Source organism: Variovorax gracilis (assembly GCF_030317115.1).
GTDB classification, from domain to species: Bacteria; Pseudomonadota; Gammaproteobacteria; order Burkholderiales; family Burkholderiaceae_C; genus Variovorax; species Variovorax gracilis.
Genome location: NZ_JASZYF010000061.1, coordinates 1 through 15805 on the forward strand (window position 1 = coordinate 1; position 15805 = coordinate 15805).

General features: G+C 66.7%; 14 protein-coding genes. 7 read left to right on the forward strand and 7 right to left on the reverse strand.

The annotated features are described in order from the left end of the window. From QTH97_RS35910 to QTH97_RS35930, 5 genes are all read right to left on the reverse strand, one after another. Window positions 1–3261: malectin domain-containing carbohydrate-binding protein (locus QTH97_RS35910; protein WP_286573485.1), on the reverse strand; the 3261-nt coding region annotated here is incomplete at its 3' end. Between the two features lie 535 nt (window positions 3262–3796). Beyond that, entirely contained in the window at window positions 3797–4090 is a 294-nt protein-coding gene (locus tag QTH97_RS35915) for a hypothetical protein (RefSeq protein WP_286573486.1), read from the reverse strand. Window positions 4091–4121: 31 nt separating this feature from the next. Beyond that, window positions 4122–4367: a hypothetical protein gene (locus tag QTH97_RS35920; protein ID WP_286573487.1), complete on the reverse strand. Its 246-nt coding sequence runs from the start codon at window positions 4365–4367 to the stop codon at window positions 4122–4124. 185 nt (window positions 4368–4552) lie between these two features. Next, entirely contained in the window at window positions 4553–5749 is a 1197-nt protein-coding gene (locus QTH97_RS35925; RefSeq protein WP_286573488.1) for an acyl-CoA dehydrogenase family protein, read from the reverse strand. Between the two features lie 12 nt (window positions 5750–5761). Beyond that, the gene (locus QTH97_RS35930) at window positions 5762–6541 is read right to left on the reverse strand and encodes a VOC family protein (protein ID WP_286573490.1); all 780 of its coding nucleotides are present in this window, start codon (window positions 6539–6541) and stop codon (window positions 5762–5764) included. Between the two features lie 86 nt (window positions 6542–6627). On the opposite strand from QTH97_RS35930, the gene QTH97_RS35935 reads away from it, so the two are divergent. From QTH97_RS35935 to QTH97_RS35960, 6 genes are all read left to right on the forward strand, one after another. Further along, the gene (locus QTH97_RS35935; RefSeq protein WP_286573492.1) at window positions 6628–7812 is read left to right on the forward strand and encodes a CaiB/BaiF CoA transferase family protein; all 1185 of its coding nucleotides are present in this window, start codon (window positions 6628–6630) and stop codon (window positions 7810–7812) included. 40 nt (window positions 7813–7852) lie between these two features. Next, a complete protein-coding gene (locus QTH97_RS35940) occupies window positions 7853–8644 on the forward strand; it encodes an enoyl-CoA hydratase-related protein (protein ID WP_286573495.1) in 792 nt (263 codons plus the stop codon). Window positions 8645–8656: 12 nt separating this feature from the next. After that, window positions 8657–9427, forward strand: coding sequence for an SDR family NAD(P)-dependent oxidoreductase (locus QTH97_RS35945; RefSeq protein WP_286573497.1), 771 nt, complete (start codon window positions 8657–8659; stop codon window positions 9425–9427). A 16-nt stretch (window positions 9428–9443) separates the two neighbouring features. After that, the gene (locus tag QTH97_RS35950) at window positions 9444–10262 is read left to right on the forward strand and encodes an enoyl-CoA hydratase (protein ID WP_286573498.1); all 819 of its coding nucleotides are present in this window, start codon (window positions 9444–9446) and stop codon (window positions 10260–10262) included. A 71-nt stretch (window positions 10263–10333) separates the two neighbouring features. Then, a complete protein-coding gene (locus QTH97_RS35955) occupies window positions 10334–11050 on the forward strand; it encodes a GntR family transcriptional regulator (RefSeq protein ID WP_286573499.1) in 717 nt (238 codons plus the stop codon). A 204-nt stretch (window positions 11051–11254) separates the two neighbouring features. Next, window positions 11255–12916, forward strand: coding sequence for an AMP-binding protein (locus QTH97_RS35960; protein ID WP_286573501.1), 1662 nt, complete (start codon window positions 11255–11257; stop codon window positions 12914–12916). A 6-nt stretch (window positions 12917–12922) separates the two neighbouring features. Here QTH97_RS35960 and QTH97_RS35965 read toward each other — a convergent pair whose 3' ends face one another. Continuing rightward, the gene (locus QTH97_RS35965; RefSeq protein ID WP_286573502.1) at window positions 12923–14167 is read right to left on the reverse strand and encodes an acyl-CoA dehydrogenase family protein; all 1245 of its coding nucleotides are present in this window, start codon (window positions 14165–14167) and stop codon (window positions 12923–12925) included. A gap of 41 nt (window positions 14168–14208) precedes the next feature. Continuing rightward, window positions 14209–14694 (reverse strand): MaoC family dehydratase, encoded by a 486-nt coding sequence (locus QTH97_RS35970; protein ID WP_286573504.1) that lies wholly within the window; start codon window positions 14692–14694, stop codon window positions 14209–14211. A 134-nt stretch (window positions 14695–14828) separates the two neighbouring features. Here QTH97_RS35970 and QTH97_RS35975 point away from each other — a divergent pair. Continuing rightward, a partial coding sequence (locus QTH97_RS35975) for an enoyl-CoA hydratase-related protein (protein WP_286573505.1) occupies window positions 14829–15805 on the forward strand: 977 nt, incomplete at its 3' end.

The window sequence follows — 15805 nt, forward strand, 5'->3', positions numbered from 1 at the left end:
GGCGTTCGCTGCCGCGATCGACAGCGACGGTCCGGCCGCCGCGTCGTCATTGACGATGGTGCCGGTCGCCGTCGCCGTGCCGATGGTCGTACCCGAGCTGGGATTCGACAGCGTCACGGTGAAGTTCTCGCCCGGTTCGACCGTGCTGTCACCGGCCACGTTGACCGTGATCGTCTTGCCGGTCTCGCCCGCAGCGAAGCTCACCGTCCCGGTCGGGAAGGCGCCGCCCGTGAAGTCGCCGGCCGTCGCCGGGTTCGCGCCGCTGGCGCTTACCGCGTAGCTGATGGTCGATGCGCCCGTCGTGCTGCCGGTTCGGGTCACGGTGAAGGTGAAGGCGGTGCTGCCACTGTTGCCTTCGTTCTGGCTGGCATTGGCCGCCGAGAGGGCCAGTGTCGGCGAGGGCGGAAGTGTGGCGCCGGGGGTGTAAACCGCAAAGGCGTTGAGCTTGGCGTTCTCGACGTTGCCGGGCGAGGAGCTGCCGGGGCCGACCTGGATCGACAGTGAACCGTCATTCACCGTGACCTGCTGGCTGATCGTGTAAGCGGCGTTGGCGCCGACGTTCGCGTAGATGTCGATGTTCTGCAGCGCCGCCAGGGCCTGGCCCTCCAGCGACATGTCGAAGACGCGCTGACCGGGGCCGGTGATGCCGGAGTAGATCTCGGCCATCAGCAGGTCGACCTGGTACGTGCCGTTGGCCACCGGCACCTCGTAGGTGTAGCTGCCGCCCGGCGTCCAGCGCTCGTTCTGGTACAGCGCATCGTCGGTGGTGCCCGCGATGCCGAGGCCCGTGGAGAAGACCAGGCTGGAGCCGGTGGTCGGGCCGGGATCGGCCTGGAACACCACGCCGTTGCTCGCCGTCACCTGGCCGCCACCGACGTTCACCGCCGTGACGAGCTGGCCGGCCGGCCCTGTCGAGGTGATGAGGATGTCGTCGAACGATGCCTGGAAGGTGTTCTGGCTGCCCTCGCCGGTGTTGCTCGACCACAGGCCGACGGCGAGGCCACTGTCCTTTCCCTGCACCGTGTAATCGCCGTTGATCGCGGTAAGGATCGAGGTGCCGGCGAGATTGATGGCGTTGCCGGTCACCTTTACCGGGCCGCTGCTGCCGGTATAGGTCACCGACGGCGTGGCTTGCGACGTCGCGCGATTGACCAGGAGTTCGAAGACCAGGTTGCTGTTGGCAGGCGCTGTCCCGACGCCAGGCGCATTGAGGGTCTGAGAGGCGCTGACGGCGCCGTTGCTCTCGAGCTGGAACAGCATGCCGTTGGGCCCGGCCACCACCTTCAGGAAATTGGACTGGTCGCCGGTGCCGATGAAACCGCCGATCTCGCGCACCGTCGGCGCTGCGGGCAGCCCGGGGAACGGATTGATCGCCGTCCACTTCACGTTGAAGGTCTGCACGTCCGGCGCGAGCGCGATGCCGGTCTGGAACACGAACTCGCCGGAGTTGGCGCTGCCGCTCGCGGTGCCCGTCGATACTTCCTCGATCACGACGAGACCACCGCCGGCGGCGGTGCCGATCTTCACGTTGGTGAGATCGAGGCCCCCCTCGGCGACAGGCACCACGAAGTCGCGCGTGCCGTTGGCCATGTGGCCGGTGAGGCCGAGGAACAGCCCGTCGGGGCCGGGCGCGTTGTCGCCGGCGCCGAACTGGAAGCTCCAGTTCAGGCTGGCATTGCTCGCCAGGAACGTGCCGAAGCCATTGGCCGCGTCGGCCTGGAACGGGTCGACGGTATTCAGAAGGCCGTCATCGTCCATGTCAGGGTCGTTCGCGGACGCCTGTTCGCTCGGTGTCAGGGCCAGGATCTGGCCGGCGCCGATTTGGGCGACCCAGATGGAGCCGCCCGGCCCCTGAACCAGGTCGAGCGGCGTGCCGCCGGGTGTCCCGAGTGTCGTCACAGCCTGCACCGTGACGCCGTCCGGCGCGAGCTGGATCAGCTTCAGTGTGCCGTCGAACGAGGCGGTGATCAGGGCACCCTTGATCTCGCTGTTGAAGTTGGTCGCGGTGTACTCCATCAGGCCATTGGTCGAGCTACCGAACTGCGCCAGCGCTTGCTGCCCGGCGGTGAGCTGGCCCTCCTGGGCAAGCCGCGCGGCGGAGGAGGTGAACTTGGAAGGGTCGATCACGAAGCCCGGCGCGATCTGCACGCCGGACGGCACTGCTGCTGCGGCATTGGGGATCGTGGCAATGACCTGCGGCTGGGTTCCGTTGGCATAGGACAGGACCGAACCGGTCTGGTTGCCGCGCGTCGGATCCGGATGACCGTAGTAGCCGCCGTTGGCCAGCAGGTAGAGAGAGTCGGGATTGCCAGGGCCCGTGTTGTTGAACTGGTTGGTCGGCTTGCCGCTGGCGTCCAGGATAGGCGCGCCACCGAGATTGAAGTTGCTGCCGTTGTCGACGGTAAAGAACTTGCCTGACTGGGTCAGAACGACGTCGAAGGCGTTTCGCAGGCCGGTGGCAAAGATGCGCAGCGGCGCATCGGCCGGCAGGATCGCCTGATTGAGGCCGTCATTGCCGCCGAACGGTCCGCCCACATCCTGGCCACCCGCAGTCTCGTTACCCGTCGTGCCGTTGTTGGGTACCGTCGGGTCGTCGAGCGTGGGCAGGTCGTATTTGTAGGTGCTGGTGACGCCGGAAGCGTAGGTGAAGACCTTGTTGGGAATGGCCTCGAGTGCCACGAGGTCGATCTCGAGCACGGCAGCGGACAGCGCAAATTCCGGCGTGTTGGAGAAGAAGTTCGAAGGCGCGCCGTTGTTGGTGTTGCCGCCCTGCATCAGGTAGAGCTTGGTGCCGTCGGCGCTCAGCACCATGCCGTTGGGCGAGTGGTTTTCCTCCGAGCGCGGCAGCCCGCGAATGAGGTCGACTTTGGTCCAGCTGGCGCCGTTCCAGGTCAGCCTGGAGAGAATTCCGGAGTTGGTGTCAAGATTGAGATCGCCGGCTTCGGCGATGCGCGGATCGCTCGAGGCGACGTAGATCACCGGATTGGTGGCGGTTCCCGCCACCAGGATGCCGGTGACCTGCCGATCGGTAGTCGAGGTGTTGGGCGACCCGTCGTCGTTGTGATTGGGAAGGCCCTTGATGAGGCTGAGCGTCGGCGCCGCGACCGCCGACCACTGACCGGGCACCGGCTGGGTGACATCGTAGATCTTGATGAAGCCGTCCTGCTGGGCGACATAGAGCCGGCCATCGGGGCCGAACTGCAAAGTGGTGGGATTGGAGAGTCCGCTTACTACAGCTTGAGTAGCAAAAGAGACTGCCATATCGGCCCCCTTTACACACAGCAGACAAAAGGCGGGCCGGGCGGGGAGGCTCGATGGGACAAGGTGATGGCGCTGCCGGAAGCACGCCGCAGGCAGCCGCGCGCCAGGCCACAGATCACCAGTCGACGCCACGCCCCGTAACGGCGAGCGTCGGATCGTTCACGTCGAGCCGAAAATCCAACACGTCCCAACTTGATCGTAGCGCATCTGTCGACCCTCAGTGGGCTTGACCCTGTTGCGCAGACGGTTCTCCCCATTTCTGATGATGTCTCGACGGGAGTCGGGCGGGTTCCGGCTTCTTGATCTGACTTCTTTGAAGACACCCTCGCCTGGGGTCAGGTGGCCGAGCGAACCCTGCGGGCGGTGATGGTGGTGTCATGCGGCCAAGCGTTCAACTTCTCGCGCGCGTCCTGCGTCGCAATGACCTCGTTGACGTTGAAAAACTCATCGCACGGCCGACCGTTGAACGATTCTGAACGACTCGATCAGCACGATGTCCGGGCGATCCGGGTCGCGCGTGGTCGAACTTGGCCGTCTACGCGGATGTGCCGCAGCGTCGCCATAGCCCAGCGGTCAGCCGGGCCACCAGCGACCATGTGACTCCCCACGCGATGACGACCGTCGCCCATCCAAGTAGCGACGGTCCGGGCCAGCCTCCTGATTCCCCGGAGGCGAAGACGGGAACTCCCAAGCGCTGCAGCGGCATCAGCGGCAAGTACACCGAGCCCGCGATGAGCGGCGCCAGTGGATCGGGCGCAAACAGCATGCCCGTCCCGTGAAGCAGCACGAGCGCTGCGAAGATGTGCCACGTACGAACAGGAGCCAGCATCGAAGGTCCGGAGTTGGCCGAATTGCGCCTGCTAGACGAGGGCGAAAAAGGCGACGACGCCAACGAAAGCCACGGTAGGAATCCAGACCAGGCCCGCGAGCGCAAACCGAGGAATCTCCCCGGCGATGCGACGAAGGCGGTCGGCCGCGGGATGTCCGCGTGGGAGGAGTGCCGCGCCAATGAGGAGACCCACTACGAGCGATACGGCCAGCCCGGCCAGTGCGGCGATGGCGGCGAAGAGAACAAAATTGAACGAGAGGGGCACCGGGTTGGACATTGAGCCGATTGTTCCCACAGACCCGTTGGTGTGCACGCGCTTCGGGCTACGCGTCCCCACCTCGCGACAGAACTGTGGTGCGCGCGCCGCGAATGTCTGCGACCCGTGAAATCTGCGGCACGACCGACGGACCGCTTGAAGCACTCAGCGACGCGCGAGGCCACCGGCCAAGGACAAGCAGACGGTCAGAGGCCCAGTTCCTGCTTCGCGACAATGTTGCGCTGGATCTCGTTGCTGCCGCCGTAGATCGACATCGCGCGCCGCCAGAAGTAGTTGGGCGCCGCGCCGCGCACGCTCGCCTCGATACCTTCGAGACTTCCTTCGCCCCGCATCTGGGCCGGGTCGAGCACCAGCCCGTTGGGGCCCGAGGCCTCGAAGATCAGTTCGGTGATGCGCTGGCCGATCTCGGTGCCGCGGATCTTCAATGCCGAGGCCAGTCCGGCGCCCGGCGAACTGCCCGTGCCCATGCTCGACAGCGCCCTCAGTGTCGTCACCTCGAGGGCTTTCAACTGCGCCTCTGTAGCCGACACCTTGGCACGGAACACCGGGTCCTCGATCAGCGGGCGGCCGCCTTGGCGCACACCCGACGCGATGCGGTGCAGCCGGCGCATCGCAAAGGTGGAAAAGCCGATGTTCGAGTTCTCGACACGCTCATGCTCGAGCAGGAACTTCGCATAAGTCCAGCCGCTCCCTTCTTCGCCCACCAGATTGGCCTTGGGTACCTTCACGTCGGTGAGGAACACGGCATTGAACGAGTGCGTGCCTTCGAGCATCGGGATCGGCTGCACCACGATGCCGGGGGACTTCATGTCGATCAGCAGGAAGGAGATGCCGCGCTGCGCCTTGGCCTCGCGGCGGGTGCGAACGAGGCAGAACATCCAGTCGGCATAGTGGGCGTAGGAGGTCCAGATCTTCTGCCCGTTGACGAGGTAATGATCGCCGCGGTCTTCGGCGCGCGTGGCGAGCGAGGCGAGGTCCGACCCCGAGGCCGGCTCCGAGTAGCCCTGGCACCACCAGGTCGTCGAGGCGCGGATGCCTGGCAGGTGCTGCGCCTTCTGCGCCTCGTTGCCGAAGTTGAAGATCACCGGTCCGACCATGCGCGGGCCGAAGGGCTGGATGGTGGGACAGTTCAGTTCGGCGCTGAGGGTCTCGAAGATGTAGCGCTGCGTCGCGTTCCAGCCCGGGCCGCCCTGCGACACCGGCCAGGTGTAGGCATGCCAGCCACGCCGCCCGAGGATCTGCTGCCAGCGCATGAAGTCCTCGCGATGCAGGTGCAGGTCGTGCTCCACGCGGCGCGAGATGTCGCGCGGCAGGTTCTCGGTGATGAAGGCGCGCACTTCATCGGCAAACGCCTGCTCTTCCTTCGAAAAGGTCAGTTCCATCGGATGTCTCCGTCAATCTTGTGAATGCAGCACGAAGTGGACGCCGCCGATCGTGACGCCGGTCGCATCCGACGCGAGCCCGCGGGCTTCCGCGGTGTTGCGGATGGCGGCGGCGTCGCGCACCGCCAGCTCGATGCCTGCGAGCCCGTCGCCGCGATCGTCGCGCGGCGCGACGAAACGAAGCATGGCGTTGTCGAGGCGCAGGTGCCAGTCGGCATCGCCGCGCTCGACGGGCCGCTGGAGGATCCCGCCCCAACGCGTTGCCAATGCCGAGGGGTCGTCCGCCTGCAGCACCGCACCGGTGATGCCCCGCACGCGGACCTCCGAGACGGCATCGCGCCAATGCGGTCCGGCGGGCCAGTAGGGGCCGGTCAGGGCCGCGCCGTTGAGCGTCGTGTTGATCTCCAGCAGCGCACCGCCGGTGTCGCGCGGATGCAGTTGCATCCCCTCGTAGTCGCCGATCGCGAGCGGCGCCGCGATGCGCACGCCCACGGTGTCGACGTGGGCACGCCAGCGCGGCAGCGCCTCGCTGTCCAGGATCACCATATAGCCGCCGTCGCCTTTGCGGCGTTCGATGTAGCGCCCCGCCGTGGTGCCGTCGCGCACCGGCGCGACGACTTCGACGAAGCTGGTGCCGAAGGGCATCAGCGCGTTGTGCAGGCCGAACTGGCCTACCTCCGGGTCGCGATGACACACCCTCACGCCGAAGACGGCGCACAGGTCTTCCTCCACCGGCGCCAGTTGCGCGGCCACCAGGCAGAGCTGGCGAAGTCTGAGGTAGGTCGTTGTCAAAACGTTTGTCTCCTTTGCCCCAATGAGGCTGATTTTGAATATGATATAACAAATACACAAATCACAAAGAGACTAGGCCATTGCCCATGACATCGCTTGCCGGACTGCGCGTACTGGATCTTTCACGCTTCATTGCAGGGCCCTACTGCGCCATGATGCTCGGCGACATGGGCGCCGAGGTGGTGAAGATCGAGCCGCCCGGCGAAGGCGAATACGCCCGGCGCGCGTCGCCGGCCGTCAACGGCCAGAGCCTCTACACCTTCATCGTCAACCGCAACAAGAAGAGCCTTGCGATCGACCTGCGCAGCGAGGGAGGACTCCAGGTGTTGCGCGGCCTCATCGCCCGTGCCGACGTACTGGTCGAGAACTTCCGCCCTGGCACGATGGAGAAAATGGGCCTGGGCTGGGAGGCGGTGCACGCGATCAACCCGCGGCTGGTGATGGCGCGCATCTCGGGCTTCGGCCAGGATGGGCCTCTCGCCCACAAGCAATGCTTCGACGGCGTGGCGCAAGCCATGAGCGGCCTGATGGACATGACCGGGGCCGAAGACGGACCGCCGACCATGATCGGCTCCTTCATGTGCGACTACACCACCGGCATGTACGCCGCGCTCGGCATCCTCGCGGCGCTCAATGCGCGGCATGCGTCCGGGCAAGGCCAGCTGGTCGACGTGTCCCTGCTGGAGAGCGCCGCATCGATGCTCATGACGGCGATCCCCCAGCAGAAGCTCTTCGGGACCACCATGACGCGCGTCGGCAGCCGCGATCGCTTCGTGGCGCCATCCAACACCTTCGCGACAGGCGACGGCCGCTATGTGCTGATGGTGGGTGGCGACGACAACATGTTCCCGCGCGTCGTGCGCGCCATGAAGCGGCCCGCCTTGCTGGACGACCCGCGCTTCGTTTCCATGGTCTCGCGCCTCGAACACCGAGATGCGGTCGAAGGCATCGTGGGTGACTGGATGCTCGCGCACGAGGCCGACGACATCGTGGCGCGGCTCGAAGCCGAGGGCGTGCCCTGCGCCAAGATCGCGACCATCGACGAGGTCGTCGACAACCCGCAGTTGCGCCATCGGGGCGCCATTGCAGACGTTCCCTTCGGCGACACGAGGGTACCCGTGCAGGGCGTGACCATCCACTTGTCTGCGACGCCGCTCGCCATCGAACGCGCGATGCCGGACGTGGGAGAGCACAACGCCGAGGTGCTGCAGCAGTGGCTCGGCTTCCAATCCGACCAGATTGCCGCCCTGCAGGCCGAAGGCGCCATCTGATGAACCTCAACAATCCACAGGCAGACAAGGAGACAGGCACTTGACCACCGAACTCATCGAGCAATGCGAAGCGGGCGTACTGACGCTCACCCTGAACAGGCCGCAACGCCTCAACGCGCTGACCGTGCCCATGACCGAGGCGCTGCTCGCCGCGCTGCGTCGCGCGGCGGTGGACGACGAGGTCCGCGCCGTGGTGCTGACCGGCGCGGGGCGCGCCTTCTGCGCCGGCGGCGACGTCAAGGCCATGGCCGAGGACGATGCGACCCGGCACACGCTCGAATCCCGCACGCTTCAGTTGCGCGAGCACATGGAATGCTCGCGGCTGCTGCATGAGATGCCCAAGCCGACGATCGCCGTGGTGCGGGGTGCCGCCGCCGGCGCAGGCCTGTCGCTCGCGCTGGCGTGCGATCTGCTGCTCGCGAGCGACACCGTCAAGCTCACCTCGGCTTTTGCCAAGGTGGGTCTCTCGGGCGACTTCGGCAGCACCTATTTCCTGACCCAGCTGCTGGGCCAGCGTGCGCGTGCATTCGCCCTGCTGTCGCCGGTGCTCAAGGCGGACGAGGCGCTCCAGCTCGGGCTGGTCACGCGCGTGGTGCCCGATGGCGAGCTCGACGCCGAAGGCCGCAAGCTCGCGCAGCAACTGGCGGACGGCCCGTCGATCACGCTCGGCCATATCAAGGCCAACCTCAACGCGGCGGAGCAGGGCGCCACGCTGGCGCAGGCACTCGACCACGAAGCCATCCGCCACATCCGCTGCGGCATGACGGAAGACCACCAGGAAGCGGCCCGGGCCTTCGTCGAGAAGCGCGCGCCGAAGTTCGTCCATCGCTGAAGGAGGCCCGACATGGATCGCTTTTCTCTTAAGGGCAAGACCGCCATCGTCACCGGCTCGTCGCGCGGCATCGGCCGCGCCATTGCCATCGCCTATGCCCGCGCGGGCGCGCGGGTCGTCGTCACCAGCCGGAAGGTCGATGCCTGCAACGCGGTGGTCGAGCAACTGCGCGGCGAAGGGCTGGAGGCCACGGCGATTGCCTGCAACATTTCCAGCAAGGAGCAGGTGACTGCGCTCGTCGACCAGACCGAGAAGGCCTACGGGCCAGTCGACGTCCTGGTCTGCAACGCGGCCGTCAACCCCTACTATGGGCCGATGGCGGGCATCACCGACGAGGCCTTTTCCAAGGTGATGGACGTCAACATCCGCTCCAACCTCTGGATGGTCAACCGCGTCGCGCCGGGCATGGCGGAGCGGGGCAGCGGGTCGATCGTCATCATCAGTTCGATCGCGGGCCTCACGGGTTCGCGTGTGCTGGGCGCGTATGCCATCTCGAAGGCGGCCGACATGCAACTGGCGCGCAACCTCGCATTGGAATGGGGCAAGCAGGGCGTGCGCACCAACTGCATCGCGCCCGGGCTCATCAAGACCGACTTCGCAAAGGCGCTGTGGGACAACCCGAAGACGCTGGCCGCCGCGCTGGCTTCCAGCCCGCTCAATGCCATTGGCGATCCGGAGGACATCGCCGGTGCGGCACTTCTATTGGGCTCCGACGCGGGGCGCTTCATCACCGGCACCACCATCGTCATCGACGGCGGCGCCACCATTGGCGGCGAAGCCTGACAGCGACGGAGCATTCATGACCTATCAGGACATCACCGTCGCGATCGAGAGCCGCGTCCTCACCATCACGCTGAGCCGGCCCGACCGGCTCAACGCGTGGACACACCGGATGGAGACCGAGTTCCGGCAGGCGGTCGAAGCAGCCGAGGCCGATGAGGCCGTGCGCGCCATCGTGGTCACCGGCGCAGGCCGGGGCTTCTGCGCCGGGGCGGACATGGACATTCTCGAAGCGGGGGCGGCCGGCGCGGCCGATGCCACGATCCCGCCGCCCGCTGCGCCGCCTGCAGCAAGCGGCATCGAAGCCAACTACGCATGGCGCTTCAGCTACCTGCTGCGGGTGCGCAAGCCCATCTTCGCCGCCATCAACGGGCCGATCGCGGGCATCGGCCTGTGCATGGCCGTGTTCTGCGACTTTCGCTACATGGCCGAGGGCCAGAAGCTCACGACCGCCTTCGCCAAGCGCGGACTGATCGCGGAGCACGGTATCTCGTGGATGCTGCCGCGGCTGCTCGGACCGACCCATGCGCTCGACCTGCTGCTGTCGGCGCGCACGCTGGTCACGGCCGAAGCCGCATCGCTGGGCCTGGTCAAGGCGCTGCCAGCCGAGGGCTTTCTTGCGGCAGTCCAGGCCCTCGCCCGGGATATGACCGATAACGCCTCCCCGCGTTCGATCGGCGTCATCAAGCGGCAGGTCTACGACAGCCTGTTCCAGGACCTGGATACCGCGTGGCGCCGTGCCGACGAGGAAATGCAGGCGTCCTTTGCGAGCGAGGATTTTCGCGAAGGTGTGGCGCATTTCCTCGAAAAGCGCGCTCCCGCCTTCACTGGCCGTTGATAAGAACGGCTCCGTTGAAATAACATATACGCTATTTAGAACAGGCGTGCGACCCGCAGGCCCAGAATCCGATGGAAGACATCCTCACCCGCGACAGCCTCAACGCACAGGCCTACAGCCGCCTGTGCCGCGACCTCAAGGCAGGCCGGTTCGCGCCCGGCGAAAAGCTCAAGCTGCGGGATCTCGCGGCCGAGATGGGCATCAGCCCGACGCCGGTGCGCGAGGCGCTGGCGCGGCTGATCTCGGAGCAGGCGCTCGAGCAGGTGGGCCACCATTCCGTGCGGGTGCCGGTGATGAGCGAGGAGCGCTTTGCCGAAGTGCGCGAGCTTCGCCTGATGCTCGAAGGGCAGGCCGCAGCCCGCGCCGCGCAGCATGCCGGTAGCGACGATGTGAAGAAGCTCGAAGCCATCCATGACCGCATGGCCGCCCTGCGCGAAGCAGGGGATACGGCGGGCGAACTGCTCGAATCCGAGCGCTTCCACATGGCGGTCTATGCGCTGGCCAGGATGCCGGTGCTGCAGCGCATCGTCGAAAGCCTGTGGCTGCAGTGCGGCCCGCTGATGAAGGCGCTGCAGACCCATGTGCTGGGACAGCCACGCAAGCAGCATCCGCACCACATGGTGATGCGCGGCCTGCGCAAGCGCGACGCAGAAGTGGCGCGGCGCGGCATCCACGACGAGATCGAGCGCACCTCCGCGCCGATCCTTGCCTATCTGCGCGAACGCAGCGCAGAGGCGCCGGCGCAAATCGTGAAGCCTGCCCGTCCAGCGGCCCGCCAGATCGCCTGACGCGCCGCGCCGGCGCGGCCCAGTGCGCCCGGCAAAGGGGAACGTGCCTCCCAGTCCATGCAGCAGGGAAATACACCTGCATGCTGAATATTCATTGACCTGCCTTGTTGCTTCCGGTGCGAGGCCGCATGATCGTGGACAAACCGGGCGCCCCGCAGCGCGGGCCGAACCCGGACGAGCAGACCGCCTCGGAGACACGCCAGCATGATCGCTTACCGCCACGGCTCACAGCCGCTGCATGAGTATTTGCGCCTGCACGCACGCAGCACGCCCGACAAGCCCGCCCTGATCTGGTACGGGCGACGGATTTCGTACGCGGAACTGGACGACCTGAGCGACCGCTTTGCCCAGAGCCTGCGCGACCGGGGCATCGGGCAGGGCGACGTGGTGGCGCTCTTCCTGCACAACTGCCCGGAGTACCTCATCGCGCATTTCGGCGTGCAGAAGCTCGGCGCCATCGTGAGCCCCTGCAATCCGGACGCGCGTGCCTACGAGCTCGAACACCAGTTGACGGAACTGGATGCCGGCGCCATCGTGGCCGGCGAAGAGCTTCTCAGGGTCGTGCTGGGCTCCAGGGTAATGCGCACGGTGGCGCACGTCTTCGCGGTGCGCTACGGCGAAATGCTTCCGGCGACGCTCGCCATGGACGTGCCACCCAATATCCGGCTTCGGCACGAGCCTGCGCCGCCGCTGCCTGCCTCCGTCATCGATTTCGCGGACGCGCTGGCCGAGGCGGAAGCCTTCACGCCGGTCGAGACCATCGCGATGGATGACGTCTCGCTCATGGCCTACACCTCGGGCAGCACCGGCCTGCCCAAGGGCGCCATGATCAGCTTCGAGTGCGCGCTCTACAAGACCGCGGTGAGCGCAGACAGCTTCCGGATCGGCACCGACGACGTGATGCTGGCGGATGTCCCGCTGCACCATATCTCGGGGATGATGACCGGCCTGGCGCTGCCCATCTATTGCGGCGCGACCGTCGTGCTGCTGCACCGCTTCGACGCGACAGCGGTGCTGCAGGCGATCGAGGCCTGTAGCGTGACCTGGTGGTACACCATGGCGCCTTCGCTGCCGTCCGCCATGGCTTGCGATGACGCGGCGACCTACGACCTGTCGTCGCTGTGCACCACGGTCGGTACCAGCTTCGGCGTTCAGCTCACAGAATCGCTGGCGCGGCGCTGGAGCCGATTTGCGAACGGCTGCCTCGTCTACGAGGCCGGCTACGGACTGAGCGAGACCCACACCTGCGACACGCTGATGCCGCCCGACGCGATCAAGTGGGGCACCAACGGCAAGCCGGCGCCAGGCGTGGAACTGCGCATCGTCGACCCCGAGACGGGCTGCGACCTGCCCACCGGCCAGCGCGGCGAGATCCTGCTGCGCGGCCCGATCAAGTACAAGGGTTACTGGCTGCAGCCCGAGGCGTCCCAGGCCATGCAACTCGACGGCTGGCTGCGCACCGGCGACGTCGGTGTGGTCGACGACGAGGGCTACCTGACCTTCCTCGGCCGGACCAAGGAAATGATCAAGGTGTGGAGCTACAGCGTCTTCCCGGAAGAGGTCGAGGCCATCCTGGCCACGCACCCTGACGTACGCCAGGCGGCGGTCGTCGGCCTGCCCGATCCGGACCGGGGAGAGGCCGTGCAGGCCTATGTCGTGCTGAAGGACGAGGCCGCCGCCCGCGTTCGCGCCGGACAGCAGACCGACCGGGCGGACCAGAAGATCATCGAGTGGTGCCTGCAGCACATGTCGCACTACAAGGTGCCGCGCACCGTGATCTTCCGCAACGGCCTGCCGTCATCGAAGAACGGCAAGCTGTTGCGGCGGATGCTGCGCGACCCTGCCGCCCCGGTGGCGGTGAACTGAGCCGGCTCAGCGCGCCGCGGCCGGTGCGCGATAGCCCGCCAACTCATGCTTGGCGATGGCGTTGCGGTGCACCTCGTCCGGGCCGTCGGCCACACGCAGGTGGCGCGCATAGGCGTAGAACGACGTCAGCAGCGTGTCCTGGCTGAGGCCGGCCGCGCCGAAGGCCTGCATGGCGTCGTCGATCACCTGCACGCAGTTGTTCGGCGCGATGACCTTGATCATCGCGATCTCCTTCGCCGCCACCTTGTTGCCCACCGTGTCCATGCGCCATGCGGCATGCAGCACCATCCAGCGCGTCTGGTCGATCAGCATGCGCGCCTTGGCGATCCGCTCGCGCCACACGCCTTGCTCGGACAGCGGCTTGCCGAAGGCCACGCGCGAGACGACGCGCTCGCACATCATCTCCAGCGCCGACTCGGCCATGCCGATCATGCGCATGCAATGGTGGATGCGCCCCGGCCCGAGGCGGCCCTGCGCGATCTCGAAGCCGCGGCCTTCGCCGAGCAGCAGGTTCGACGCGGGCACGCGCACGTTCTCGAACAGCACCTCGGGGTGGCCGAAGGGCGCGTCGTAGTGGCCCATGAGCGCCATGTCGCGCAGCACGGTCACGCCGGGCGTGTCGCGCGGCACGATGATCATCGACTGCTGGCGGTGCCGGTCGGCGTTGTCCGGATCGGTCTTGCCCATGAGGATGAAGAGCTTGCAGCGCTCGTTCATCGCGCCGGTGATGTACCACTTGCGCCCGTTGATCACGTAGTCGCTGCCATCGCGGCGGATGCTGCACGCGATATTGGTTGCGTCGGACGAAGCGACGGCCGGTTCGGTCATCGCGAAGGACGAGCGGATCTCGCCGTCGAGCAGCGGACGCAGCCAGCGCTCCTGCTGCTCCGGCGAGCCGTAGCGGGCGATGACCTCCGTGTTGCCGGTGTCGGGCGCGCTGCAGTTGAAAGCTTCGGCGCTCCAGTAGCGGCGGCCCATGATCTCGCACAGCGGCGCGTATTCGAGATTCGTCAGGCCGGCGCCATGGCCCGCTTCGGGCAGGAACATGTTCCAGAGACCAGCGGCGCGAGCCTTGGGCTTCAGTTCTTCCATGAGCGGCAGCGTGGTGTAGTTGCCGCCCTTCTGCGCGTTGAGGTAGGACTGATGCGCCTCTTCCTCGCGCCGCTTCTCGTTCGGATAGATGTATTCGTCCATGAAGGCGAGCAGGCGGGTGCGGAGGTCCTGGACCTTGGGCGTGTATTCGAATTGCATGGTGTTGAAACCTCAGTGAAGGATCGGTGGAAGAAGGTCGGTCAGGACCAGGAGAACAGGCCGAGCGAGACGGCGACCAGCGCCGGCTTGGGCTGGCCTTCGATCTCGACCGTGTTCTCCGTGCGAAGCAGCGTCCAGCCGTCCTCGCGCGGCTCGGCGGCCAGCAGCTTGATGTGGTTGCGCACGCGTGAGCCCGCGGCCACCGGCGACATGAAACGCAGCTTGTCGAGCCCGTAGTTGACGGACTTGGTTGGCTTCAACCCGTCCAGCAGTTCGTAGGAGGTGATCGGCAGCAGCGAGAGCGTGAGAAAGCCGTGTGCAATCGGCGCGCCGAATGGGCTCTCCCGCTGCGCGCGATCCACGTCGATGTGGATCCACTGGCGGTCTTCCGTGCAGTCCGCAAAGGCGTCGATGCGCGATTGCGGCACATCGACCCAGGACGAGGTGCCGATCGATTGGCCGACGTATTGGTGCAGGTTGTCGCGGTTCAGGAGGGGCATGGCGCACAGGTGGGAATGGTGATGCATCGATGGTGCCTCGACTCGGACGCGTCGAGGCGCCTGGCGCATGAAGGCTTTTCATCTGCCGCATGCGGCTTGTTGATGCGAGCGCACCGCGCGTGCGGGAACATCGGTGCGCATCCGCTTCGAAAGGAACATTCGTGTCAGCCAGCTACGAGGCGCGCGACGGCATTGCCGTCGTCGCAATGGACAACCCTCCCGTCAACAGCCTGGGCCTGGGCAATCGTCGCTTCATCGCGGAGTCGGTGTCGCGCGCGCAGGGCGACCCCGCGGTCCGGGCGATCGTGCTGACGGGGCAGGGCCGTGCGTTCTGCGGCGGCGCCGACATCCGGGAGTTCAACAAGCCCGAGGCGACGGCGGCGCCCGACCTGGTCGACGTGATCCGCCTCGTCGAAGGCTGCAGCAAGCCGGTGGTGGCCGCGATCCATGGGGTCGTGATGGGCGGTGGGCTTGAACTGGCCATGGGATGCCACTACCGCGTCGTGCAAGGCGGCACGCAGGTCGCGTTGCCGGAAGTCCGCATCGGCATCCTGCCGGGCGCCACCGGCACGCAGCGCCTGCCGCGCCTGATCGGGCTCGAAGCCGCGCTCAACATGATCGTGACGGGCGATACCGTCATGAGCGACATGCTGGCGGCGATGCCGTCGCAGAAGCTGTTCGACCGCATCGTTGCGGAAGATGTCGTGTCCGCCGCGATCGAGCTGGCACGGGCCAAGGCGGATGTGCGGCCGCTGCCGCGCTCCCGCGACCTGGAGGTCGAGCATCCCAACGCCGAGGCCTACCTGCAGTTCGCCCGCAACATGATCGCGGCCCGTTCTCGCAACTACCCCGCGCCGCTTCGATGCCTCGACTGCGTGGCGCAATCGGTGCGCCTGGGCTTCGACGCCGCCGTGGACTACGAACGCGCCGCGGTCACCGAACTCGTTTGGACGCCGGAAAGCGCCGCACTGCGCAACGCCTTCTTTGCCGAGCGCGCGGCGAGCAAGATCCCCGATGTGCCCGAAGCCACGCCCCAGCGCGCCATCAAGTCCGTGGGCGTGATCGGTGCCGGCACCATGGGCGGCGGGATCTCGATGAACTTCCTGAACGCGGGCATCCCCGTGAAGATCCTCGAGAT

Excerpts from the sequence above, each read along its gene's own strand:
- QTH97_RS35915 (WP_286573486.1), bottom strand. The coding sequence starts at position 4,090 with ATGCTGGCTCCTGTTCGTACGTGGCACATCTTCGCAGCGCTCGTGCTG.
- QTH97_RS35920 (WP_286573487.1), bottom strand. The coding sequence starts at position 4,367 with ATGTCCAACCCGGTGCCCCTCTCGTTCAATTTTGTTCTCTTCGCCGCC.
- QTH97_RS35925 (WP_286573488.1), bottom strand. The coding sequence starts at position 5,749 with ATGGAACTGACCTTTTCGAAGGAAGAGCAGGCGTTTGCCGATGAAGTG.
- QTH97_RS35935 (WP_286573492.1), top strand. The coding sequence starts at position 6,628 with ATGACATCGCTTGCCGGACTGCGCGTACTGGATCTTTCACGCTTCATT.
- QTH97_RS35945 (WP_286573497.1), top strand. The coding sequence starts at position 8,657 with ATGGATCGCTTTTCTCTTAAGGGCAAGACCGCCATCGTCACCGGCTCG.
- QTH97_RS35950 (WP_286573498.1), top strand. The coding sequence starts at position 9,444 with ATGACCTATCAGGACATCACCGTCGCGATCGAGAGCCGCGTCCTCACC.
- QTH97_RS35955 (WP_286573499.1), top strand. The coding sequence starts at position 10,334 with ATGGAAGACATCCTCACCCGCGACAGCCTCAACGCACAGGCCTACAGC.
- QTH97_RS35960 (WP_286573501.1), top strand. The coding sequence starts at position 11,255 with ATGATCGCTTACCGCCACGGCTCACAGCCGCTGCATGAGTATTTGCGC.
- QTH97_RS35965 (WP_286573502.1), bottom strand. The coding sequence starts at position 14,167 with ATGCAATTCGAATACACGCCCAAGGTCCAGGACCTCCGCACCCGCCTG.
- QTH97_RS35970 (WP_286573504.1), bottom strand. The coding sequence starts at position 14,694 with ATGCATCACCATTCCCACCTGTGCGCCATGCCCCTCCTGAACCGCGAC.